Here is a 22,735-nt window from a genome sequence, read left to right as displayed (position 1 = left end):
GAACCCACGCCCGGCCAGGTGGCTGGGATCTAGCGGACGACAGGGATCTCTTCCGCGATCCTGAAGCGCAGCTTGCCGTGCGCCTCGCGCAGCGCGGCCTCCACAACATCCGGCGACTCCCCGCGCGCGAAGATGAAGCCGAGGTAGCTGCCGCCCTCGGGGAGCGGGACGAGCTTGCGCCCGGGCTGGACGGTGATCTCGACCGACTCGATACCTGCGACGTTGCGCGCGTCTTCGATCCCGTCTACGCCCTCCAATATCCCGCCGCGCGGGATGGGGATCATCATCACGCCGCTGGCGGCGGTCTCGCGGACGACGCGCTTGGTGTCCATCCCGAGCGCGAGCCGGATGATCACTTCCTCCAGCGACATCTCTTCCTCGACCAGCGGCAGCTTGAAGCGCAGGGTCGCGGCGCAGAGGCCGCCGATAGGGCGCGCCGCGACTTCGAGCGGCCATACCCCGCGCTCGTTCAGCCGGAACTCGGCATGGACGGGGCCGTGCTTCAACCCGAGCGCGGCGACGCACTGCTCGAGCGTGCGGACGATGGCGGTCTGCTCGGCGGGCGAGCGGCGCGACGGCGTCACGTAGATCGTTTCTTCGAAGTAGGGGCCGGTGAGCGGCTCGGGCTTGTCGAACAGCGCGAGCGGGTGCGGGCGGCCGCGGTCCACCACGGCTTCGAGCGCGACCTCGTATCCGCCGATGTACTCCTCCGCCTGGATGTAGCCGCTGGTCTCCTCGCGCAGTTGCGTGATGTCGGGATCGCGGAGCAGCTTGCGGATGCGCTCGAAGGCGGCGGCGGCTTCTTGCGGCGAGTCGGCGCGGATGACGCCGCGGCTGCCGGAGAGCGCGAGCGGTTTCAGGACGCAGGGGTATCCGGTGGCGGAGGCGATGCCGGCGGTCACGGTCGCAGAGTCGGAGTCGACGGTGAAGCGCTGGAAGCGCGGCGCGAGCAGGCCGGCCTCGCGCAGGCGCCGGCGCATGGCGTGCTTGTCGCGGCAGAGGTCGGCGGCTTCGGGCGGGTGAAAGGGCAAGCCCAGCGCGGCGCAGGCGCGCGCGGCCGTGGGAGTGGGGCGGTCGCCGATGGCGACGATGGCGGCGACGCGCTGCGCGCGCGCAAACTCCACCACCTTGCGCGCGGCCTCGTCGGGCTGCTCGAAGTGCAGCGGCAGAGCGTGATCGCGCCACGGGTCCTCGAGCTTGCCGCAGCGGTCGCTGCCAAAAACGACTTCGAGCTCGAGCTTCTGCGCCGCGGCGACGAAGGCACGCGTCTGGTACCCGAGCTTGGTCGTCAGGAAGAGGACACGGGATGGGTGCGGCGCCGGCATGGTGTCAGTCCGCGCGCTCGAGGGCGAGCGCGCCACACATCGATTCTAGCGTTTGTCGTAGAGAGAGCGCAGGTGCCCGAAGTCGTGCAGGGCGATGCCGGCGAGCGCGGGCTGTTTGCCGAACTGCTTCTCGGCGCGCTTGAGCGTGCGCTCGACCTGCGGGCGCAGCGGCTTGGTGGCGTCCATGTCGGAGTCGTAGGCCTGCACGCTCAGGCCGATCCAGACGCGCTTCCCTTTCGTGGCGGCGAACTCGAGCGCCGGCTTAACCTCGGCGGCGAGGCCGCGCACCTGGTTGGTGTAGGACATGAGCGCGACCGCGTCGGTGCGCGCGATGGCGCCCGAGAGCAGCGTGCCTTCCGCGATCTTGAACTCCCCGAACCAGGGCGGGACGTCGGCCGTGAGCGGCAGGTCGCCCTTCTGCGCGCGCAGGGCGTCGAGCATCTCGAGATACAGCACCGCGGCGCGCTGCTCGTCCTGCTTCCACTCCGGGGTGTCGTAGGGCTCGGCGTCGAGGTGGATGCCGTCGAAGCGCTCCTGCGGAGTCCTGGCGAACGAGTTGAACACCTTCACCGCGGTGACGAAGTTCTCGGCGCCGGCGTGTTCGAAGGCCCAGCGCGCGTTCCCGTCGAGCGCCTCGACGCGCATCTTCTGCCGGTGCGCGGCAGCGAGGAAGGCGTGGAACTCGTCGGGGCGGTCCTGCAGGTGATCCATGGGCGCGTGCAGGAAGAGGGTGTCGATGTTGCGCTCGCGGCAGAACTTGAGGAAGGCGTCGCGCTGGGCGGGGGTCTCGGTGACGGAGTTGTCCCACACCCAGACGGCGCGGCGAGGCCGCTCGGCAGCGGCGCTCGCGACGAGTAGAAGTACCACTGCTAGCCAAGGAAGGCGCATCGTCCGGCGCCGGGGAGTCGCCGGCGCCTACCTCGTTGTAGGCGACGCGGAGATTTCGCGCAAGCTTTGGGTGGCGGAACGTTCTCTTGCTAGTTGCTGACGCACGGGCTATCGTGACGCCGCAACCCAAGCGCTCACATGCCTATCTCACCGAAGCTCGAGAAGAAGCTTTCCGAGTGGACCGCCGCCGGCGCGCTCGACGTGGGTTCCGCGCAGCGAGTCCGCGACTACGAGAACGCGCGGGTCGAGCCGCGCTTCCGCTGGCCAATCATCATCGCGCTCGCGTTCGGGGCGCTGCTGATGGGCGCCGGCATCCTGCTGTTCATCGCGGCGCACTGGGACGACCTCTCGCCCTCGAGCCGCTTCGCGCTCGTGCTGGTGATGACCGCCGGCTTCCACGTGGCGGGCGCCTTCGCGGCGGAGAAGTTCGAGAAGCTGGCGATCGCGCTGCACGCCATCGGCACGGTCACGCTGGGCGCGGGGATATTTCTCGCCGGCCAGATCTTCAACCTGGAAGAGCACTGGCCGGGCGGGGTGATGCTGTGGGCGCTGGGCGCGTGGATCGCGTGGTTCATCCGGCGCGACTGGACGCAGGCGCTGCTGGCCGCCATCCTGACGCCGTGGTGGCTGGCGGGCGAGTGGATGGTCGCGACGCAGCGGCATCACGGCAACTCGGCCGAGCAGATCCTGGCGGCGGGCATCGCGCTGCTCTCGCTGGCGTACATCTCGCTGCGCAAGACGGGCGAGCGCGACCTGGCGGGCCGGGCAATCTCGGCGGTGGGCTGCGTGGCGTTCCTGCCGGCGGCGGTCACGCTCATCCTGGAATCCCCGTTCCGGTGGTGGTGGAGCAATCCGCTGCCGTCGAACCTGCGGCTGATGGGATGGACGGGCGCGCTGCTGCTGCCCGCGCTGCTGGCGCTTCCCTTCCGCCGCGCGAAAGCGTGGATGAACGCCGTGGCGGCGCCGTGGGTGTTCCTCGGCAGCTACCTGGCCGGCTTCATCGCGATCGAGAAGAACGCGGTGCTGCCGATCTGGGCGGTGTCGACGGCGGCGCTGATGATGGCGTGGGGCATCGCGGAGGAGCGGCGCGAGCTGCGCATCCTCGCGCAGTTCGCCTTCGGCTTCGCGGCGGTCGACGCGATGGTGTGGGCGAACGACAGCAAGAGCTTCTTCGCGTTCCTGGTGTGCCTGGCTGGATGCGTGGCGTGGTGCTGGTACGGCACGCGCTACGGCCAGAAGGCGATGATCAACGGCGGCATCGCGATGTTCGGCGTCACGGTGATGTTCTTCTACTTCTCTTCCATCATGGACAAGATGGATCGCTCGCTCTCGCTCATCGGGCTGGGCTTGCTGTTCCTGCTCGGCGGCTGGTTCCTGGAGAAGACGCGGCGGCGACTGGTGGCGATGGCGAAAGGAGCCGGCGCATGAAGCTTCTGTACAAAGGACTGATCATCGCGGCGCTGCACGCCGCGCTGGTGTCGTCGCTGGGCGTGAAGCTGCTGTACGACCGGCACACGCGCCCGCGGGTGTGGGCGCAGACGCTGCCTTACGACCCGGAGCTGCCGATCCGCGGGCGCTACTTGAGCATGCAGCTGGTGGTGGAGACGGAAGGATTCGAGACGCCGCACCTGCGCCGCGAGCTCTTCCGCTGGAGATGGGGAACGAACGAGCGGCGCGCGCGGCTCGAGGTGCGCGGCAACAAGCTGGTCGCGGTGAAAGATGACAACGGCGACCGCTACATCTGGTTCTCGCCGGCGCCGGGCACGGTGCTGCCACCCTTCGAGTTCCGCGACTGCTACAAGGAGCCGGCGGAGAAGATGTCCGCGTGCATGACGGAGCGAGAGCAGGCGGAGAATACCGCGACCGTGGACGTGCCGCTCGTCGGCGTGCTGACCGAGCCGGTCTTGTATTTCATCCCGGAGCATGCCAAGGACCCGTCGCCGCGCGGCATGGGGAACGGGGAGCTGTGGGCGGAAGTCACGGTCCCGAAGGCGGGCCCGCCGCGGCCCATCCAGCTGGCGCTAAAGAAGGACGGCAAGTGGGAGCCGCTGGAGCTGCGGTAAGACGAAGTCAAAAGTAACAAGGCAAAAGGCAAAAGCTTCCGCGCCGGGGTTTTTGCCTTTCGCCTTGGTTACCGCTAACGGCGGGAACTCTGCTGCGTCCAAACCCGTATCCAGGCAGCAGGAGGGGTGTCTGCGCGGCTTGCAATTCCCGCGCGTATCCGTCAGGCTAATTGGTTTCCGCACTACTTCCGCACCATCCCGAAGGGAGTCGCACATGAGGATCCACCGTAGTCCAGGCCTGCTGCTGGCGCTCGCCTTGCTGGTACCGTTGGCGCCGGCGCAGTCCGCGAAGAGCAAGGGCAAGGCCGCGGCGGCGGCCGCGCCGCCGGCGGCGATGTCGACCAAGCCCGCCACCATCCCGCCGCTGAAGTACACCGACACCAAGCTGGCGAACGGCCTGCGGGTGATCATCGCCGAGGACCACACCGCGCCGGTGTACGGCATCGCGGTGAGCTACAACGTGGGCGGGCGCAACGAGCGCCCCGGGCGCACCGGCTTCGCGCACCTGTTCGAGCACATGATGTTCCAGGGCTCGGAGAAGGTGGGCAAGGGCGAGCACTTCATCCTGATCGAGAACAACGGCGGCGGGATGAACGGCACCACCAACGAGGACCGCACCAACTACTTCGAGATCCTGCCCAAGAACCAGCTGGAGCTGGGGCTGTTCCTGGAAGCCGACCGCATGAAGTCGCTGAACGTGAACCAGGCCAACCTCGACAACCAGCGCAATGCGGTGCAGGAAGAGCGGCGGCTGGGCATCGACAACCAGCCCTACGGCAAGTCGTACCTGGAGATCGACAACCTGGCGTACGACAACTTCAGCTACAAGCACTCGGTGATCGGGGAGATGCGCGACCTCGACCACGCGTCGCTCGACGACGTGCGCGACTTCTTCCGCATCTACTACGCGCCCAACAACGCGGTGCTCGCGCTGGTCGGCGACCTCGACACGCAGAAGACGCTGGAGCTGGTGAACAAGTATTTCGGCTCGATCCCGGCGCAGCCGGCGGCGGCGCAGCCTGACCTGACCGAGCCCGAGCACTACGGCGAGCGGCGCACCACCATCCACGACCCGCTGGCGCGCCTGCCGATGATCCTGATGGCGTACCACATCCCCGCGGGCAACACGCCCGACAACTACGCGCTGCAGATGTTCGCCAGCATCATGGGGACGGGACGCAGCTCGCGCCTCTACCAGCACCTGGTGAAGGAGAAGCAGCTGGCGACGCAGATCAGCCTGCAGACCGACAGCCGCATCGGGCCGAGCCTGCTGTACGTGACCGCCATCCCGCGCCCGGGCGTGAAGCCCGAGGACCTGGAGAAGGCCATCTACGATGAGATCGCGCTGGTGCAGAAGGAGGGCGTGAGCGCCGCGGAACTGGACAAGGCGCGGACGCTGGCGCGGCGCGCGCAGATCCAGGCGCGGCAGTCGTCGCTGACCACGGCGCGCCGCCTGGCGGACTACGCCGTCTACTTCAACGACCCGTCGCTCATCAACACCATGTACGACAAGCTCGCCGCCGTGACCGCGGAGCAGATCAAGGCCGCGGCCGCGAAGTACCTGGTCCCGACCGAGCGCGCCGTCGTCATCACCTTGCCCGCCCCCAAGCCGCAGGCCGAGCCCGCGGCCGGACAATAGGAGACCGCCATGCACAAGACCAGATCATTCGTCGCAACGCTGTTGTTGCTGTTCGTCGCGTTCTCCGCGTTCGCCCAGGAAGCCGAAAAGGGCACGTCGAAAAAAGCCGTGCAGCGCAAGAACCTGGCGCCGGTCAGCACGGAGGCGCTGCAGGTCAAGCTGCCGCGCCCGATGGAGACCAGGCTGCCCAACGGGCTCACCGTGCTGGTGCTCGAGAGGCACAAGCTGCCCACGGTCGCGTTCGTGCTGTGGGTGAAGACGGGCCAGCTGCATGACCCGAAGAGCATGCCGGGGCTGAGCGAGTTCCTGGCGGCCAACATCCGGGAGGGCACGGCGAAGCGGAACTCCGCGCAGATCGCCGGCGAGACCGACCAGCTCGGCGCCACCCTGAACACGGGCGCGGGATACGGGTCGGACATCACCAGCGTCTCCATCTCGGGCCTGGTGGAATCGGCCGACAAGATGCTCGACCTGATGAGCGACGTGGCGCTGAACCCCTCGTTCCCGCAGGCCGAACTGGACAAGTACAAGACGCGGAAGCTGGCGCAGCTCGAAGACCAGCGGTCGGACCCGAGCTTCCTCGCGAACGAGAAGTTCTATGAGGTGCTGTACCGCGACTTCCCCGCCGCGGTGATCTCGGCGACGCCGGAATCGGTGAAGGCGATGACGGTGGCGGAGCTGCAGAAGGCGCACGCTGTGCGCTTCGTCCCCGGGAACGCCATCCTGGGCGTGGTGGGCGACCTGACGCAGCAACAGGCGCTGGAGCTGGCGAAGAAGTACTTTGGCGGATGGAAGCAGGGGGCGGCGCCGGACTCCGCGCTGCCCGCGCTGCCGGCGCCGCTGCCGCGCAAGACGTACCTCATCGACCGCCCGGGTTCGGTGCAGACCAACCTGGTGGCCGGCGAGTTCGGCTTGAAGCGCACCGACCCGGACTACATCCCGATGGTGGTGATGGACCAGGTGCTGGGCGCGGGCGCGGCGTCGCGGCTGTTCCTGCAATTGCGCGAGGAGAAGGGCTACACCTACGGGTCGTACAGCAGCTTCGACGCCGACGTGTATCCCGGCCCGGTCACGGCGACCAGCGAACAGCGCAACGCCGTCACCGACGGCGCGATGCACGAGCTCACCAACGAGCTGCGCAAGATGGGCGACGAGCCCGTCCCCGACGACGAACTCAAGGAGACCAAGAACTCCATCACCGCGGTCTTTGCGCTCTCGCTCGAGAGCCCGACGAACCTGCTCAACCGCTGGCTGACCGTGAAGTATTACGGCCTGCCGCTCGACTACTGGGACACCTACCCGGCCAAGGTCAGCGCGGTGACGGCGGCCGACGTGCAGCGCGTGGGCAAGAAGTATCTGGACCCGAACCACCTGCAGATCGTGGTGGTCGGCGACGCCAAGCAGCCGGGCACGGAAGAGAAAGAGAACCCGAAGACGATCAAGGACGTGGTCGGGGGCTACGGCCCGCTGGAGATGTTCGACGCCGACGGCAAGCCGGTGAAAGCCGCCGGAGCCGCCGCGGGGAAACCCAGCGGGAAGTGATCAGGGCTTTGTGGGAGCAGGCGCCGGCGACTCGCCGGCGCCTTTTTCCAGTGTGAAGAGCGGGCCTTTAGGCGCGCGCCCAGGGAATCCGAATCAGAAGGCCTTTCAGGCCCGGGGCTAAAGCCCGACGATGACTTCGCTCCGACGCGGCGCTGAAGCGCCGCTCTTCCACCCGTTCCGACCCCCATTTGTCTTTCGGTTAACCCCCATCCTGTGCTACTTTAGGCGGCACCTCCAGCGGCTCGGGAAGTGGTTTTAGGCCGGTATCCATGCCGGTTCCGGGCCGGTCGTACCCGCCGCAAGTCCGGCGGTTTATCATCTCAGGGTCTTCCGGAGTCCAGCCTCGTATGGCGCTCGGTTTCGGCTTCAACAAGCAGAAAGTCCTCGCAGCGGCGGAGAAGGCTGTCCAGCAGGGCAAGCTCCAGTCCGCCATTACCGAGTATGAAAAGGTCACCAAGGAAGACCCCAAGGACCTGACCGTCCTGAACACCATCGGCGACCTCTACTCGCGGGTGGGCGACAGCCACAAGGCCGCGCACTACTTCAAGAAGGTCGGCGACCACTACGCCTCCGATGGCTTCACGGTGAAAGCCATCGCGATGTACAAGAAGCTGGTCAAGCTGATCCCGGGCGAGACCGAAGCCATCCTGAAGCTCGCCGAGCTCTACACCCAGCAGGGTCTCTACAACGACGCGCGGCAGCAGTACGTGCTGGTAGCCGACGCGTACATGAAATCGAACGAGCTGGACGCGGCCGCCAAGATCTTCCAGAAGATGCTGGAGCTCGATCCCGAGAACTCCACCATGCAGTCGCGGCTGGCGGACTTGTACGTGAAGCTGGGCAAGAAGGACGAGGCGAAGAGCATCTTCTTCAACGCGGCGCAGTCGCTCTACGCCAAGGGCGCGTTCGACGCCGCCGACGAAGCCTGCAACCGCGTCCTGCACCTGGACCCGGCCAACGCCGACGCGCTGATGCTGCGCGGCGCCATCGCCGCCGATTCCGGGGACGGCGCCAGCGCGGTCAAGTACCTGGAGCAGATCCCCAACGTGGATTCGCGGCCGGAGGCGCTGCGCGCCCTGATGCGCGCGCACCTGCTGCTGAACCAGCCCGCCCAGGCCGAGCCCATCGCCAACAAGCTGCTCACCGTCCACAACGACATCAACGGGCTCACCTCGTTCGCGGAATCGCTGATGTCGGCCGGACAGCTGGAAAAGGCGCTCGCGGTCTACGACCAGTATGCCGACAAGCTGCTGGCCGCCAATCCCACCGGCATCATCACGGCGCTGCACTCCTCCATCAATAAGATCAAGGAGAACGCGCCGGCGCTGCAGATCCTGCGCAGCGTCTACCTCAAAGCGCGCGACACCACCCACCTGAACGAGGTCTCCGAGCTGCTGGCGCACGCCTACGTGCAGGACGGCCAGCTCGAGAAGGCGCGCGACCTCTACAAAGAGCTCTCCGACCTCGAGCCGGAGAACACGCTGCACGCGCAGAACTACAAGCAGATCCTCGCCAAGCTGGGCGACTCGGCGTCGCGTCCCCTGACGGCGGAAGAAAGCTCGCAGGCCTTCATGGTCGACGAGCTGGAGAGCACGACCGCGCCGCAGATCGAGCAGCAATACGCGGCCGAGACGGCGGCGGCGATCCGCAACGGGCTCACGGAGTCGGAGCTGTTCGATTCCTACAACCTGCCGGCCAAGGCGATCGGGCCGCTCGAAGCCGTGCTGCCGCTGGCGCCCGAAGACGCGCAGGTCAACCAGCGGCTGGCCTCGCTGTACGCGCGCGCCGAGCGCTACGCCGAAGCCGCCCGCTGCTGCGAGGTCCTGGCCAAGCTGCACACCACCGCCGGACACGACAAGGAAGCCAAGCAGTTCGCCGACATGGCGGCGAAGTACCGCGATCGCGCCGCGGCCGCGCCGGCCAAGGCCGCCGCACCCGCCCCGGCAGCGGCGCCGCCCGCCGCGCCGGCGCCGGCGGCCCCGGCGGAATTCGGCTTCGAGGTCTCGGCCGAGGCGCCGGCCCCGGCTGCGGAAACGCCTGCCGCGCCCGCGGAGTTCGGCTTCGAGGTGAGCGTGCCCGCGGCCGAGACCACGCCGGCGCGCGAAGTCGACCTCTCGAACGAGTGGGAGACGATGGTCGCGTCCGAGCCGTCTGCCGCGCCGCTCGCGGTCGATGCGGGCAAGGAAGCCGCCGACGAAGCGCGCTTCTACCTCGGCCAGTCGATGTTCAACGAGGCGCGCGGCGCGCTGGAGAAACTCGAGCAGGTCGCGCCCGGGCATCCCGACCTCGCCGGTCTGCGCGCGGAGCTCGAAACCGCCGCCGCGCCTGCTCCGGCGGCACCCGCGGCCAGCGAGCCGAGCGTCGCGGAGTTCGTGTTTGATACCGCCGCGATCCAGGCCACGGTCGAGCCGGAGGCCGCACCCGAACCACCGCCGCCTCCGCCGCCTCCCGCGAAGCCCGCACCCAAGCCGGAAGCGCCGAAGCCGGCGGCCAAGCCTGCGCCGGCGCCCGCAGCCGCCGCCAAGGACGTGCTCAGCGACTTCGTGCTCGACCTCGAGTCGTCGCTGGGCGACGATTTCGCCATCGGCGGCGGCAAGCCCACGGCTGCTCCGCCACCTCCGCCACCTCCGCCGCCTCCGGCGGCAAAGCCGGCGCCGGCAAAAGCTGCTCCGCCGCCGCCGCCACCTCCGCCTCCACCGGCAGCAAAGCCGGCGGCCCCGGCGATGTCCGCCGCCGCCGCGCCTGCGCCCGCTCCCGAGACGAAGATCGAGGGCGCCGAAGCCTCGAACGCGCTCAGCGACATGTTCGCCGAGTTCAAGGAGGACGTGGAAGAGACCGCCGGCCAGGCCGAGGATCCCGACACGCACTACAACCTCGGCGTCGCGTTCAAGGAGATGGGCCTGCTCGACGAGGCCATCGGCGAGTTGCAGAAGGTGTGCCAGGCGATCGAGCACGGGCATCCGTTCTCGCAGGTCATGCAGGCGTACACCTGGCTGGCGCACTGCCTGAGCGAAAAGGGCGCGCCGCAGGCCGCGGTGAGGTGGTACGAGAAGGCGCTGCACGTGTCCAACATCGATCCGGAAAGCCGGCTCGCGGTCTATTACGAGCTGGCGTCAGCGCACGAGGCCGCCGGCAACAAGAAAGAAGCGCTCTCCAACTTCATGGAAGTCTACGGATCGAACATCGACTACCGCGACGTCGCCGAACGCATCAAAGCACTGAAGGCGTAGAATCCGTCCAGCGATGGATCCTGCGCAGCATGACCGGCAGCCCCGCCGTCCCGGCGCAGTCTCGCCGGGAGGCGAACACCCTGCCTCCGAGGACCCTTCGGTGCACTCCAACGTCCATCCGTTCCCCGCTCCCGCCGCCGCTGCCACCGCCCCCGAGACCGAAGCGCACCTCCCACCGGTGTGGCTCGCGCGCCTGATGATGGTGGTGTTCGTGGCGTTCTGCATCGAGGTGGGGCTGATCCTGGTGGCGGTGCCGTGGGTGCCGCGGCTGTGGCACGAGAACAGCCTGCTGCTGGGCTATCCCGCGTTGCGTGCCTTTCTCGCCAACGACTTCGTGCGCGGCGCCGTGACCGGCGTCGGCTTGCTCGACCTGTGGCTCGGGGTCTACGAGGCGGTGCACTACCGCGACCCGAAACCTGGGCCGGCGGCGCAATGAGGATTTATCCTGTCGGGGGCTGAAACTCCGAACGAACGACTGCCTGCATGAAAGAACCCGAAGACCTCCCACGCGCGCCGCTGGCTTACAAGAATCCCGGGTTCGTCGATAGCCCCGACGGCCGCATCCTGCGCATCCTCGCCGAGTACCAGGAGCCGCTGGCGCGCTTCCGCCGGCAGAAGATCCAGGACACGGTGGTCTTCTTCGGCTCCGCCCGCTTCCACAGCAAGCACCACGCGGAGCAGGAGCTCGAGGTGCTGCAGCGGCCGGCCTCGGCGCAGCCGGCACCGCCGGAGGAGCAACTGAAGCGCGCCCGCGCCGCGCTCGAGATGGCGCGCTACTACGAGGACGCCCGCCGGCTGGCCTTCCTGCTCACCTCCTGGACCAAGGACCTGCCGTTCAAGCGGCACCGCTTCGTGGTCTGCACGGGCGGCGGCCCCGGCATCATGGAAGCCGCGAACCTGGGCGCGCGCGAGGCCGGCGGCAAGACCATCGGGCTCAACATCAATCTGCCCTACGAGCAGATGCCCAACCACTACATCACGCCGGAGCTCAACTTCGAGTTCCACTACTTCTTCATGCGCAAGTACTGGTTCGCGTACCTGGCGAAGGCGCTGGTTGTCTTCCCCGGCGGCTTCGGCACCATGGACGAGCTGTTCGAGATCCTGACGCTGGCGCAGACGGAGAAGCTGGCCAAGCGCATCCTGGTGCTGATGTACGGGCGCGAATACTGGGAGCGCGTGATCAACATCAACGCGCTGGTCGAGTGGGGCACCATCTCGCCCGACGACCGCGACCTCTACCGCGTGGTCGATTCGCCCGAGGAAGCCTTTGAAGCGCTCCGCAAGGGCCTGACGAAGTTCCACCTCAACGCGCCCCACCCCAAGCAGGAAGACCGCGCGCCGGGCATCGCGAAGACGCGGCCGTTCACGAACCGCAATCGGTAGGCGTCCAGCGCAGCCGGCTCGCTCCCGCCGGCGAGCTGCCAGTTCCTCGCCGTTGGCCTCGGGCCGGCACACAACCAACCGCCGCCTGAGCAGCATCTTTCTTGCTCGTAGCATTACTACTGCTTGACACGTATTGACGAGTAGTGCTACTACTGTTGCCCGCTCTAGAGTCGTTCCCCGTATTCGGCGCCCCGGTGAACCGGTTCCTCGACTCCCGTTGCTCTCGCTCACGCGGTTCGTTCCGCGCGCTCCGGCCCTTGCCTGCTTGGTTCCCTCGGCGCTGCCCTCGGCCCTTTAGCTCACTTCCTGTTGGAGGAAAGATGAACCAGCAACCTCGCGTTCCGGCGGTCGTCCTGTTCCTGTTCGCCGCCCTCATGTTCTGCGGTCTCCCGGCGGCGGCCGCCAATCCGGCGTCCGGCACCGTCTCGGATGCAAACCTCTCCGTGACCTGGAGCGGCAGCAGCCTGGTCACCACCCCGACGCTGACCGGCTACGATCCCAGCCTGTGCTCCACCACCATGGACTGCGACATCTTCGACATCACGGTCAACGTCTCCGACGCATTTCGCCAGGCGCATCCGAACTTCGCGGTCGTGATCCGCGCCGACTGGTCGAACTCGGCCAACGACTTCGACCTGTTCCTGTACCAGGGCGACACCTTCGTCGACGACTCCGGCCAGGGCTTCACGAACTTTGAGGAGATCGAGCAGGCCGGACTGCCCAACGGCACCTACCGCGTCTACGTGCACGCGTGGGGAGCGGCGCCGCTCACCGCCTACAGCGGCAAGGTCACCATCGTCCCCGACCCGCCGCTGCCGATCTTCCGCTCGGCCACGTTCGCGAAGGACCCGGACGGAAAGTTCGGCGCGCAGATGTTCCAGTTCACCAGCGACCTGCGCCTGGTCGGATCGGAGAACGGCGACACCGGACAGAACGTGGAGCCGGACATCAAGATCGACCGCTTCGGCACGATCTACACTTCGGCCATCCAGGGCATTCCGGCGGGCGTGGATTTCTGGCGCTCCGACGACGGCGGCCAGACTTTCACGTTCCTCGGCCAGCCGGATGGCGCACAGACCGCCGCGGCGTCGAGCCTGCAGAGCGCGGGCATCGGCGGCGGCGACAACGACATCTCGATCGGCTCGCCTTTCACGCTGCTCGACGTGCCGGGCGTGGGGAAAGTCGCCAGCCCGGGCAACGTCACGGTCAGCTCGCTCAGCCTGGCCAACATCACCACCAGCAACTCGCTCGACAGGGGCGAGAACTGGCTGGTCAGCCAGGGTGACTTCCCGGTGGTCGACCGGCAGTGGAACACCAGCGTGGGCCCAAGCCGCGTCTTCCTGACGTCGCGGCAGCTGGGCGCGGGGCTGGTGGGGACGACCAGCATCTTCTGGGTGCAATCGGATGATTACGGCCTGACGTGGCCGCGGGGGGCGATCATCGCGTCGCCGCTGGCGGGGGCGGCGCAGGACGGCCGCCAGGGCAACATGGTCTCCTACGCCCCGGGCGACGACCCGAACAAGGCTGCGGTGTACAACGTGTTCAGCGGCTCGAGCCCGCGGGACCTGTTCCTGGCCGCGTGCCCGGCGCCCTGCAACCTGCCGCTGCTGCCGCAGGGCCAGCTCGACCCGACGGTCAAAGGCGTCACGGTGCGGCGCATCTACCGCGCGCCGGCGGGCAAGGCGATCGACAACGTCTTCCCCGCGATCGCGGTGGACCGCGCCGGCAACCTGCACGTCGTCTTCAGCGACCGCAAGGACACCTTCCTGATGTCGTCGCGCGACGGCGGCAATACCTGGACGCAGCCGGTGGCGGTCAACAATCCCGCCGATCCGGAAGTGCGCACCACGCTCGAGCCGTGGATCGTCGCGGGCGGCGACCCGGGACGCGTGGGTGTGATGTTCTACGCTACCGACCGCGCCGGCGATCCCGACCAGGAAGCGGGCATGGAAGGCGCGGAGTGGAAGCTGTGGTACGCCTTCACGCCCGACGCCTTCGCGGCAACGCCCAGCTTCCAGTACGTGGCGGCGAGCGGCCAGACTGCGGGCACCGACCAGCAGAAGCGCGGCGTCGTGCACGTGGGCTCCATCTGCCTGCGCGGCCTGGACTGCGACACGCCCGCACCGGCGGGCAATCCGGGAGACCGCGATCTGGCGGAGTACTCCAGCATGTATCCGGACCCGCTGGGTGCGGCGAACATCCTGTACTCCACCGACCTGGCGACGCCGAACACCACGGCGCGCGTCCAGTTCACGCGCCAGACGGCCGGCCCGCTCACGCTGGCAGGCCAGACGATCGGCGGCGGCGGATGGTTCGACGCCGAGAACAGGAAGCACTTCAACATCGACATCCGCAGCGGCTCGGGCTCGTTCGAGTACTTCGACAAGGGCGCGAAGCTGCGGGTGACGTCGACCACGATCACCTCCAGCAGCCGCGTCGGGTCGAGCGCGACCTTCTCCGGCGCCGGCACGCTCGACAACGCCGGCGTGAAGACGCCGGTGACGTTCACCGTCAACGTGACCGACAACGGCTCGCCGGGCAAGAACCGCGACCAGTTCTCGATCACGCTCAGCAGCGGATATCGCGCCTCCGGCACGCTCGGCGGCGGCGATATCGAAGTGCAATAGCCCCGCAAACACCGAGGGCTGGTCCCGCAGAACGGGACCAGCCCTTTTTTCTCGCGCCGCGCTCAGGCGGCCTTCTTGGTGTCCTTCTCGATCTTCTGGATGACCGCGCGCTCTTTCTTCACGTCGAGCTTCACCTTGCCGAACAGGCCCATGTAGAGGTTGGCGATCCAGACCAGCGAGAACCACGCGATGACGAAGCCGCGCCAGTCGGGATAGAGCATCCAGAAGCGGGTGAGGGCGAGCGCGCCCGCGGCCACGTAGTGCGAGAAGCAGTATTCGCAGGTGAAGAGGTAGAAGAATTTCCGCGACCAGATGCTGCGGTCTTTCTCGGCGCGCCGCTCGCAGTACTCGCGCGGCTCGCGGAAGACCTCCTCGTGCGTGACCGTCCAGGCGACGCAGGCGACGGGGACAGCGAGCACCAGCAACCACACGATCTGCAGGCCGAGCGACATCCCTGGTTAGACGCGTCCCGGTCGCGCGGTGTCGGCTAGCGCCAGACCACTACGATGAACCGCGCGGCCGCCTTGCCGGTGTTGGTGAGCTGGTGGGTGATGCCGGCGGGGATGTACTCGGCCTCGCCGCTCTTGCGCGTGCGCACCACCTTGCCTTTGCCTTCGATCTGGTCGGTGAACTCGTAGTCGGAGACCGCGACCAGCATGTGGTCGGTCGAGTGGCTGTGGCGGGTGGTCACCGCGCCCGGCGCGATGGTCACGTCTTCCACGCAGACCTTGGCGGTGCAGAACAGGCTGTGCTCGTCGACGCAGGCGGTGGCGCTGCCGGGGTTGCAGTAGTGTGACTTCTTGGGCTTGCCGTGCTCGAACGCCCCTTGCGGGTCGGCGAATTCGATGAGCTCGACGCGGAAGGGAACGCTTCCCAGATTGCTGGTGGCGTGAGCGTAGCCTTGCCGGTGGTAGCGCACCTCGCCCGCGGCGATCTTCTCCGTCTTCGCCTTGCCCCCCAGGAGCGTCTCGCGGGCGCTGCCGTCGGTGGCGAAGACGGCGATCATGTCGCGCGAGTGCTGGTGCATCGGGATGGACTCACCCGGCGCGAAGTCCACGCGCGTGACCGTGACGCGCGCGTTCTTGAAGACTTCCTTGCGCTGCTCCACGCTGCTGTCGGGGATGGGCGCCGGCTTCTGCGCCCCGCACAGAGCGCACAGCAGGAAGAGAGCGGCAACGAGGCGTCGCATAGGCGGGGATTCTAACCCAAGCCGCGGCAGATTATAGAATCGGGACGCGCGTGCTCCTTTACTACATCACCGACCGCCGCCAGCTTCCCGGTTCGCCGGCCGAGCAGCGCCGCGTCCTGCTCGCGAAGATCGCCGAGGCCGCGCGCGCCGGCGTCGACTACATCCAGCTGCGGGAAAAGGAGCTCCCGGTCCGCGAACTGGAGGAGCTGGCGGCCGAGGCGGTGGCGCTCCTGGCTGGGCTGAAGTCTGAAGACCGAAGTCGGAAGACTCGCCTCCTCATCAACTCGCGTACCGACGTCGCGCTCGCGGCCGGCGCCGGCGGCGTCCACCTGCCCGCGGGCGACGTGCGGGCGAGCGAGGTGCGCGCGCTGGTCGCAACGGCCACTCACAACCCGCAATTCGCAACTCGCGACTTTCTCGTCGCCGCCTCATGCCACGCCGCCGAGGAGGTCGCCGCCGCCGCTGCCCACGGCGCCGACTTCGCGGTCTTCGGCCCGGTGTTCGAGAAGCAAGGCGCGGTCGCCGGCGGCCTCGAGCGGCTGCGCGCAGCCTGCCGCGGGCTGGGCGCGGTCGCGCGCACCGAGGGCGCGCACCCGGCGGCGATGCCGGTGCTGGCGCTGGGCGGCATCACGCTCCAGAACGCGGCCGAGTGCCTCCGGGCGGGCGCAGCCGGGATCGCGGGGATACGGCTCTTCCAGGACGCGAAGGAGCTCGCACCGCTGGTCGCCGCCCTTCGCGGCCTCTCTCAAGCCTCTTTCCCGGCCACTTAGGGCATGGGCCCAAGCGGGCCTACGCAGAATCCCCGATATCCCGGCTCCGGCCGCCTGCCTATGCTTGCGGGATACCTCGATGCGCAAGCTGCTTGTTTTCGTGGCCCTGATGGGGCTATCGGCCGCGGCCTTCGCGGGCGAATCGGCGGAGCCGATCGTGCCCGTGAAGCCGGCGCCGGTGGTGAAGGCGGAGCGGATGAACCCGGCGCTGCACGGGCCGAACGAGTTCGCGCTCTGGGCGGCGGGAACGACGAACTCACCGCACGTCATCGCGCTCTCGAACGACCGCCGGGTCTCGATGGTCGGCCTGCGCTACGGCCGCCGCCTCTTCCAGACGAAACCGCTGGCCATGACGTGGACGATCGATCTCGACCCGGTCGTGCTCGTCTCGCAGCCGCGCAACATCAAAGGCGCCAACATCGGCGGGCGCGAGTGGATCTACGGCGCCGGACTGTCGCCCTTCGGCGTGCGCTTCGACCTGATGCCGCGGCGGCGGCTGCAGCCGTTCGTCAACGCCTCGGGCGGCATGGTCATCTTCACGCGGCCGGCGCCGTACTCCGACGCCACCAAGCGCAACTACATGTTCGAAGCCGGCTTCGGCCTGCGCTTCTTCGAGCGCCACGGCCGCGCCTTCACCATCGGATGGAAGCTGAACCACATCTCCAACAACTACCGCGTGCCCGACAATCCCGGCATCGACTCCGCCATGCTTTACACGGGGATCAGCTTCTTCAAATGACGAAGGACCTCGCGTGGGGTCCTTGGTGAAACCTTCGTGTCCTTTGTGGTTCGCTCTACGCCTTCCCGCGCATCTTCGCGAGCCACCACCTGAGCCCGACGAACAGGAAGCGCGGGTCGCGGAAGAACTCCGGCGGCTTGCCCTCGAACCAGTGGCCGACGAACTGCAGGATCCAGCCCACGACAAACAGCGCGAGCGCGTAGATCCACAGCGGGCCTACGTAGAACGCTCCCACCGCCAGGAGGAGCGAGACCGCGATCATCGGGATGCCGAAGGTGTGGCAGATGCGGTTGACGGGATGCTGGTGCGACTCGGCGTACTCACCGACCCAGTCGCGGTGCGCATGGTCGTGGCTCATGGCCGAGCATTGTACCGCGCGGCGCCGTGCGCGAAAGTCAGTCGGGATCGAAGTAGCGGTCGAAGTGCAGCCACAGCACGCGCGACACGGACGTGATGAAGGGCGAGCCGAGGGCGACCAGGGCGATCGCGCCCAGCAGCATCGCGTCCCAGCTCCACGGAGTGATCCCCCACAGCAGCAGGAGGAAGAGCGGGATGAGCGCCAGCACGATGAGCGAGCTCACGTACATCGCGCCCAGGTAGTAGCCGTGCTCACGGGCGTAGCGCGTGCCGCAGACCTCGCACTCTTCGCGCAGCACGCCCAGGCCGGGGAAGCGCCAGCGCGCGAAGATGTGTCCGAGCCGGCAGACGGGGCAGCGCGCGTGCAGGACCGCCCAGGGGCGCGAGGGCTCACGGTGAGGCATCGTGCTTCTCCGCCCGCTGGAGCGCCCAGCCCACGAGCTTTTCGATGCGTTTCTGCCGCGCGCCGGGCGTGCGGTAGTAGGCGACCGCCATGAGTTCGCGCCGCCGCTGCTTCGGCGTCATCCCATGCCAGCCGCGCCACGCTCGCGGGTTGGCGTCGAAGGCGCGCCGGATGAGCGGCGGCAGCTCGCGTTCGGCCTCGATCGTCTCGAGCAGCAGCTCCGCCCAGCACTCGGCTTGGCGCTTGCGCGCGGCGGGGTTCTTTCGCATGCCGACGAAGCGCGCGATCTCGGCGCGCGCGGACGGGTTGAGCTCGGAATAGAACTTCGCGATGGCGCGCGAATGCTTCAGCACGCGCGCCCACTCCGCCGGCATCTTGACCTTGCGCTCGTCGCGATCCGGCTCAACGCGGAACCTGGCGGTGGTCCCTGCGCCGATGTGTGCCGACTTCTGCAGCGCCTTGTTGACCAGCAGGAAGTGGTAGCCGTGGCGGGTCGGGAAGAAGGCGCCGCGGAAGGAATGGCCGTTGACCTCGCCCCGCACGCGAAAGTGCCCGCGCACGCCCCAGACCTTCGGCACGTCGAGCGGGATGCGCACAATGACCCAGCCCAGCTTCCCGGGCATGCGCTCGAGCGTGGCTTGGAAGGTCTTCGCGACGGCGCGCGGCTGCTTCACGCTCAAAGACTAAATGAAGACAGGAGGACGCAGGGGACGCAGAGGAACTAAGAAATGAAATACCTCTGCGAACCTCCGTGTCCTCAGCGTCCTCCTGTCCGGGTTTGACTTTGACTTACCGCTGGCCGGCTTCGCGCTCGAGCAGCGCGCGTTTGCGGCCCGCGCCCCAGCGGTATCCGGAGAGCTCGCCGGTGCCGCGCACCACGCGATGGCACGGGATGACGACCGCCACGGGGTTGGTCGCGCAGGCGCGCGCCACCGCGCGCGTCGCGGCCGGCGCGCCGATGGCCTTCGCCACCTGCTGGTAGCTGCGCGTCTCGCCCGCCGGGATCTGCAGCAGCGCGTGGTACACGCGGCGCTGGAACGCCGTCATGCGGATGTCGACCGGCAGCGCGGCCTCCGCGGGCTTGCCTTCCACCTTCGCCAGCACGGCCTCGAGCCACGCTGCTTTCCCGGCCGCGCGTCTCAGGTCGGCCTTGGGGAACTCCTGCTTGAGCGCCTTCTCGAGCTCGCGTTCGGAGTCGGCGAGCTGCACCGAGCAGATGCCGCGCGCGGTGCGCGCCACGAGCAACTTCCCGAGCGACGAATCGGCGATGGCCCATTCGATGGCGACTCCCGGCGCGCCCTTGCGATAGCTCGCCGGCGTCATGCCCATCTCTTCGTTGGCGCGCTCGTAGATGCGCGAGCCCGAGCTGTAGCCCGCCTCGTAGGTCGCCTCGGTCACGTTGCGCCGGTTGAGCCGCAGCTCCTGCTTGAAGGCCGCGAGGCGGCAGCCCGCGATGTACTGCTTGGGCGTCAGGCCGGTGGCCTTCTTGAAGACGCGCTGCAGGTGGAACGGGCTCATGCCGGCGTGCGCGCCCAGCTCTTCGAGCGAGAGCGTGGCGTCGAGGTTCTCGCGGATGTGCTCGCACGCCTTCTTCACCGCCGCCAGCTGCGCGTCCTCGCGCCCGGGCTGGTTGGGATGGCAGCGCCTGCAGGCGCGGAAGCCGGCCTGCTCGGCGCTGGGCGTGTCGAAGAAGAATTCCACCTGGTCGCGCCGCGGGCGCCGCGACGGGCAGCTCGGCCGGCAGTAGATGCCGGTGGAGCGCACCCCGTAGTAGAGACGCCCGTCCCAGGCGCGGTCCTGCGTGATCACCGCTTGCCACGCGGGATCGTTCGTTGGGTCTACGGGACGCAGGGCCATGACAGTGTCGGTCTCGACGATCTCAGTGAGAGTATTCATGTTGCTGAGGCTACGGTAAAGCTGGATTCCGGAACCATCCGGTTCTTGCGCTGGAATTCATTCAGTCGTTGGCCGGCGCGCAGCGCGGCGGGGCGACGGCGGGCTGCTGCCCGGTCCCGCCGCGCACGAACTTCATGAAGTCCGATTCCGCCAGGCGCGACGGATGCACCTCGCCGCCCAGTCCGAAGAAGCGGCAGAAGCTCATGAGCAGCGGCCGCCAGCGCGCCGGGTCGATGTGCGGCCGCGCCGCCTGCGGATCTTCCAGCAGCGACTCTTCCACGTGCAGCTTCAGGATGTGGACCTCGAAGGCGTTCGCCGAGACGTTCAGCCCGAACGGCCGCACGTCGTGGACGATGGCCTCCATCTGCACCGGGCACTCGGCGATGCGCGGCGGGCCGACCACCACCGACGGCACCGGCGTCAGCCCGGCGCAGTCGAACTTCTGCGGCTCGTAGCGATAGCCCCAGCTCTGCTTCTTCTCCGGTACCGGATTGCGGCCGGTGGTCAGCGCCAGGCGGTCGACGTGCGTGACTTGCTCCGCGCTCGGCAGGTTGATCACGCACTCGCGCGTCCGGAGGAGGTTCTCGTTCGTCTTGCCCATGGAGCCCAGGCCAAGCATCGCGCTCCACCCCAGCCACCAGCAGGAGGACATGGGCGCGAGGTTCGGCGAGGCGTCTTCGTTGAGCGTCGAGATGAGCGCCACCGGCGTGCCGAAGTACAGGATGGTCGGTTCGATCGTCTTGTGCATGGCACGACGGTAGCAACGACGGCGGGAAGCCCACCATCCGCTTCTTGCGGTCGATGTTCGGTGCTAAGCTGGCGCGCAAACTTCACTGAGGAGAGACCCATGAAGCGCATGCTCATCACCGCGGTCGCCGTGTTCGTCACCGGGTTCCTGTTCGCGTTCCTCGTCCACGGCGTGCTGCTCGCCGAGGACTACAAGGCGGTCTCGAACCTGCTGCGCCCCGACGCCGAGATGAAGATGGGCATCATGTCGCTCGGCTACGCCATCTGGGCGTTGGGCTTCGCGTGGCTCTACTCCAAGGGCGTGGAGGCGAAGGACTGGGTCGGCCAGGGACTGCGCTTTGGCCTGGCGATGGCGTGCGTCTGGATCGTCCCGGCGTACCTGGGCGACTACGCGACCATGCCGTTCCCGCTGCCGCTGATCCTGAAGGGCCTGGCGGGCGACACGGTCAACGCGCTGGCCTGCGGCCTGGTGGCGGCGGCGATCAACAAGGCGCCCGCGAAAGCGTAGGCCTCGGCGCCGACAACCCAACTGCGGGCCGAGCTAATCGTCGTCTTTCCTATTCGTGTCCGTGGGTAGGTCCGCGGGCACGGCTTTCACCTTTAGTTTCGTTCGGTAATCGGCAATCAGTTGGGACAAATAGGCGTCGTACCCCTTGGTCTTAGCCGCCTCGATCTTGCTGTCGCCGTACGTCAGCGCGGCGGCAGTTTCGAGATCCTCATCACAACCCAGATCGTCGCCGAGAAAGTGCTTCATCGCTGCACTGGCCAGAAGCAGCTCCTTGCGATGCCCAGGTTCGGCGTTCTTGTCGAGGACCCTCTGGATGTACTCCAGCGCATGCTTGCGTGCCTCAGCGGCTTCGGTCGCCTTGCCTTCGTACGCCAGGTGATATCCGGCCACGCGATAGAAGTGCGCCCAGAACCCGTCGTCCTTGTCGAGGAGCCGGTATACCTTCTCCGCGATCTCCAGCCGTACGGACATCGGGACTTCGCCGTACTCCTTATATTTCTTCTCAACCTTCACGCCCTGCAGTGCGGCCTTTACTACGGCGACCTTTTCCTTGGGGAACTCCTTGAAGTCCCACATCGCTAATGACAGGTGACAGTGCTGGCAGATGTACCAACTCGTCGGATCGGTGGAAGGCCAGAACACAAGCTGATACTTCGACGGGTACTGGTAGACGTAACTTCCCCAGCTTGCGTAATCGTAGAACTTGTTCTTGGTTCCGCAGATGGGACACGTGACTTCGACTTCGAACGTGGTGATTGCGCCGGAAATCTCAGCCAGGGCGAACAGCACTAACAACACAGAGACGGCACGCCGGGCGACCCTCACAGGACACCTCCTGCCTGTTAAACGACAGTGACACCGTGAAGGGAACGCGCGGATGTAGAATTCTTGCGCGCAAAAGGAAAAGGCTCCCAGGATTTCTCCTGAGAGCCTTTATTAATGCCGGCGACTACCTACGCTCCCACACAGTTTCCCGTGCAGTACCATCGGCCCAGCGGGGCTTAACTTCCGTGTTCGGGATGGGAACGGGTGTGACCCCCGCGGTGTGATCACCGACAAATCGATGCAGCTTGTTGGCCGTCGAACTCTCGCTCGCGACCCGCCATCTCGTCGTTCATCACTTCCAAGCGGCTTACGCTGCAAACTTGTCTTGCAACTTGTAAAGAACGGTGAGGACGGTGCCTCACAACTGAACAGATCAGGTGCGGTTCTTAGCCAAGAGCCAAAAGCTCATAGCCAAAAGCCGCTTCTACGTGCGCCAAGTAAATTTTATGGTCAAGCCGAACGAGCGATTAGTACTGGTAAGCTGCACGCCTTACGGCGCTTCCACTTCCAGCCTATTAAACAGGTGGTCTTCCTGTGCCCTTCTTGACCCTTACGGGTTGGGAGATCTCATCTTGGGGAGTGTTTCCCGCTTATATGCATTCAG

21 protein-coding genes and 2 rRNA genes are annotated in these 22,735 nt (G+C 67.3%); 11 read left to right on the top strand and 12 right to left on the bottom strand.

The window, feature by feature from the left end; genetic code table 11:
• Positions 1-29 precede the first annotated feature (29 nt).
• Positions 30-1,361 (bottom strand): ATP-grasp domain-containing protein, encoded by a 1,332-nt coding sequence (locus VLA96_00425; protein HSE47651.1) that lies wholly within the window; start codon positions 1,359-1,361, stop codon positions 30-32.
• Between the two features lie 9 nt (positions 1,362-1,370).
• Positions 1,371-2,192: a hypothetical protein gene (locus VLA96_00420; GenBank protein ID HSE47650.1), complete on the bottom strand. Its 822-nt coding sequence runs from the start codon at positions 2,190-2,192 to the stop codon at positions 1,371-1,373.
• Between the two features lie 159 nt (positions 2,193-2,351).
• On the opposite strand from VLA96_00420, the gene VLA96_00415 reads away from it, so the two are divergent.
• The 8 genes from VLA96_00415 (at position 2,352) to VLA96_00380 (ending at position 14,697) form a co-directional block, all read left to right on the top strand.
• Complete coding sequence (locus tag VLA96_00415; GenBank protein ID HSE47649.1) at positions 2,352-3,641, top strand: DUF2157 domain-containing protein; 1,290 nt, start codon at positions 2,352-2,354, stop codon at positions 3,639-3,641.
• Positions 3,638-4,276 carry a hypothetical protein gene (locus tag VLA96_00410; protein ID HSE47648.1) on the top strand — a complete coding sequence of 213 codons (639 nt, stop codon included), beginning with the start codon at positions 3,638-3,640 and terminating at the stop codon, positions 4,274-4,276. Before VLA96_00415 ends, VLA96_00410 begins: the two co-directional genes overlap by 4 nt.
• Before the next feature lie 214 nt (positions 4,277-4,490).
• A complete protein-coding gene (locus VLA96_00405; GenBank protein ID HSE47647.1) occupies positions 4,491-5,915 on the top strand; it encodes a pitrilysin family protein in 1,425 nt (474 codons plus the stop codon).
• 9 nt (positions 5,916-5,924) lie between these two features.
• Positions 5,925-7,457, top strand: coding sequence for a pitrilysin family protein (locus VLA96_00400; GenBank protein ID HSE47646.1), 1,533 nt, complete (start codon positions 5,925-5,927; stop codon positions 7,455-7,457).
• Between the two features lie 347 nt (positions 7,458-7,804).
• A complete protein-coding gene (locus tag VLA96_00395) occupies positions 7,805-10,687 on the top strand; it encodes a tetratricopeptide repeat protein (GenBank protein ID HSE47645.1) in 2,883 nt (960 codons plus the stop codon).
• A gap of 13 nt (positions 10,688-10,700) precedes the next feature.
• Positions 10,701-11,123: a hypothetical protein gene (locus tag VLA96_00390; GenBank protein HSE47644.1), complete on the top strand. Its 423-nt coding sequence runs from the start codon at positions 10,701-10,703 to the stop codon at positions 11,121-11,123.
• A gap of 47 nt (positions 11,124-11,170) precedes the next feature.
• A complete protein-coding gene (locus VLA96_00385) occupies positions 11,171-12,070 on the top strand; it encodes a TIGR00730 family Rossman fold protein (GenBank protein HSE47643.1) in 900 nt (299 codons plus the stop codon).
• Between the two features lie 320 nt (positions 12,071-12,390).
• Positions 12,391-14,697 carry a sialidase family protein gene (locus VLA96_00380; GenBank protein ID HSE47642.1) on the top strand — a complete coding sequence of 769 codons (2,307 nt, stop codon included), beginning with the start codon at positions 12,391-12,393 and terminating at the stop codon, positions 14,695-14,697.
• A gap of 62 nt (positions 14,698-14,759) precedes the next feature.
• On the opposite strand, the gene VLA96_00375 is transcribed toward VLA96_00380, so the two are convergent.
• Entirely contained in the window at positions 14,760-15,149 is a 390-nt protein-coding gene (locus VLA96_00375; GenBank protein HSE47641.1) for a hypothetical protein, read from the bottom strand.
• A 35-nt stretch (positions 15,150-15,184) separates the two neighbouring features.
• Entirely contained in the window at positions 15,185-15,886 is a 702-nt protein-coding gene (locus VLA96_00370; GenBank protein ID HSE47640.1) for a cupin domain-containing protein, read from the bottom strand.
• Positions 15,887-15,936: 50 nt separating this feature from the next.
• Between VLA96_00370 and VLA96_00365 the strand changes: the two genes are divergently transcribed.
• Positions 15,937-16,656 carry a thiamine phosphate synthase gene (locus VLA96_00365; protein HSE47639.1) on the top strand — a complete coding sequence of 240 codons (720 nt, stop codon included), beginning with the start codon at positions 15,937-15,939 and terminating at the stop codon, positions 16,654-16,656.
• Positions 16,657-16,735: 79 nt separating this feature from the next.
• Positions 16,736-17,395, top strand: a complete 660-nt coding sequence (locus VLA96_00360) for an acyloxyacyl hydrolase (protein ID HSE47638.1) — start codon at positions 16,736-16,738, stop codon at positions 17,393-17,395.
• A 55-nt stretch (positions 17,396-17,450) separates the two neighbouring features.
• Here VLA96_00360 and VLA96_00355 read toward each other — a convergent pair whose 3' ends face one another.
• The 5 genes from VLA96_00355 to VLA96_00335 all read right to left on the bottom strand — a co-directional run bounded on the left by VLA96_00355 (position 17,451) and on the right by VLA96_00335 (position 20,799).
• Entirely contained in the window at positions 17,451-17,753 is a 303-nt protein-coding gene (locus tag VLA96_00355) for a DUF962 domain-containing protein (protein ID HSE47637.1), read from the bottom strand.
• Between the two features lie 37 nt (positions 17,754-17,790).
• Positions 17,791-18,156: a DUF983 domain-containing protein gene (locus VLA96_00350; GenBank protein HSE47636.1), complete on the bottom strand. Its 366-nt coding sequence runs from the start codon at positions 18,154-18,156 to the stop codon at positions 17,791-17,793.
• A complete protein-coding gene (locus VLA96_00345; protein HSE47635.1) occupies positions 18,143-18,829 on the bottom strand; it encodes a YdeI/OmpD-associated family protein in 687 nt (228 codons plus the stop codon). The genes VLA96_00350 and VLA96_00345 overlap by 14 nt, the downstream gene beginning before the upstream one ends.
• A 115-nt stretch (positions 18,830-18,944) precedes the next feature.
• Positions 18,945-20,051 (bottom strand): bifunctional DNA-binding transcriptional regulator/O6-methylguanine-DNA methyltransferase Ada, encoded by a 1,107-nt coding sequence (gene ada / locus VLA96_00340; protein ID HSE47634.1) that lies wholly within the window; start codon positions 20,049-20,051, stop codon positions 18,945-18,947.
• A gap of 61 nt (positions 20,052-20,112) precedes the next feature.
• Positions 20,113-20,799 (bottom strand): flavin reductase family protein, encoded by a 687-nt coding sequence (locus VLA96_00335; GenBank protein ID HSE47633.1) that lies wholly within the window; start codon positions 20,797-20,799, stop codon positions 20,113-20,115.
• A 99-nt stretch (positions 20,800-20,898) separates the two neighbouring features.
• Between VLA96_00335 and VLA96_00330 the strand changes: the two genes are divergently transcribed.
• Positions 20,899-21,306, top strand: a complete 408-nt coding sequence (locus VLA96_00330) for a hypothetical protein (protein HSE47632.1) — start codon at positions 20,899-20,901, stop codon at positions 21,304-21,306.
• Positions 21,307-21,339: 33 nt separating this feature from the next.
• Here the strand turns inward: VLA96_00330 and VLA96_00325 are convergent, their stop codons facing one another.
• The 3 genes from VLA96_00325 to VLA96_00315 form a co-directional block, all read right to left on the bottom strand.
• Entirely contained in the window at positions 21,340-22,131 is a 792-nt protein-coding gene (locus tag VLA96_00325; protein HSE47631.1) for a hypothetical protein, read from the bottom strand.
• A 115-nt stretch (positions 22,132-22,246) separates the two neighbouring features.
• Positions 22,247-22,363 (bottom strand): 5S ribosomal RNA (gene rrf / locus VLA96_00320).
• A 214-nt stretch (positions 22,364-22,577) separates the two neighbouring features.
• A 23S ribosomal RNA gene (locus VLA96_00315) occupies positions 22,578-22,735 on the bottom strand; the annotation flags it as partial.

The organism is Terriglobales bacterium, from assembly GCA_035457425.1.
In the GTDB taxonomy this organism is placed as follows: Bacteria; Acidobacteriota; Terriglobia; order Terriglobales; family Acidobacteriaceae; genus JACPNR01.
The sequence above is the reverse complement of the archived record's forward strand: the minus strand, read 5'-3'. Positions and strand labels throughout refer to the sequence as shown.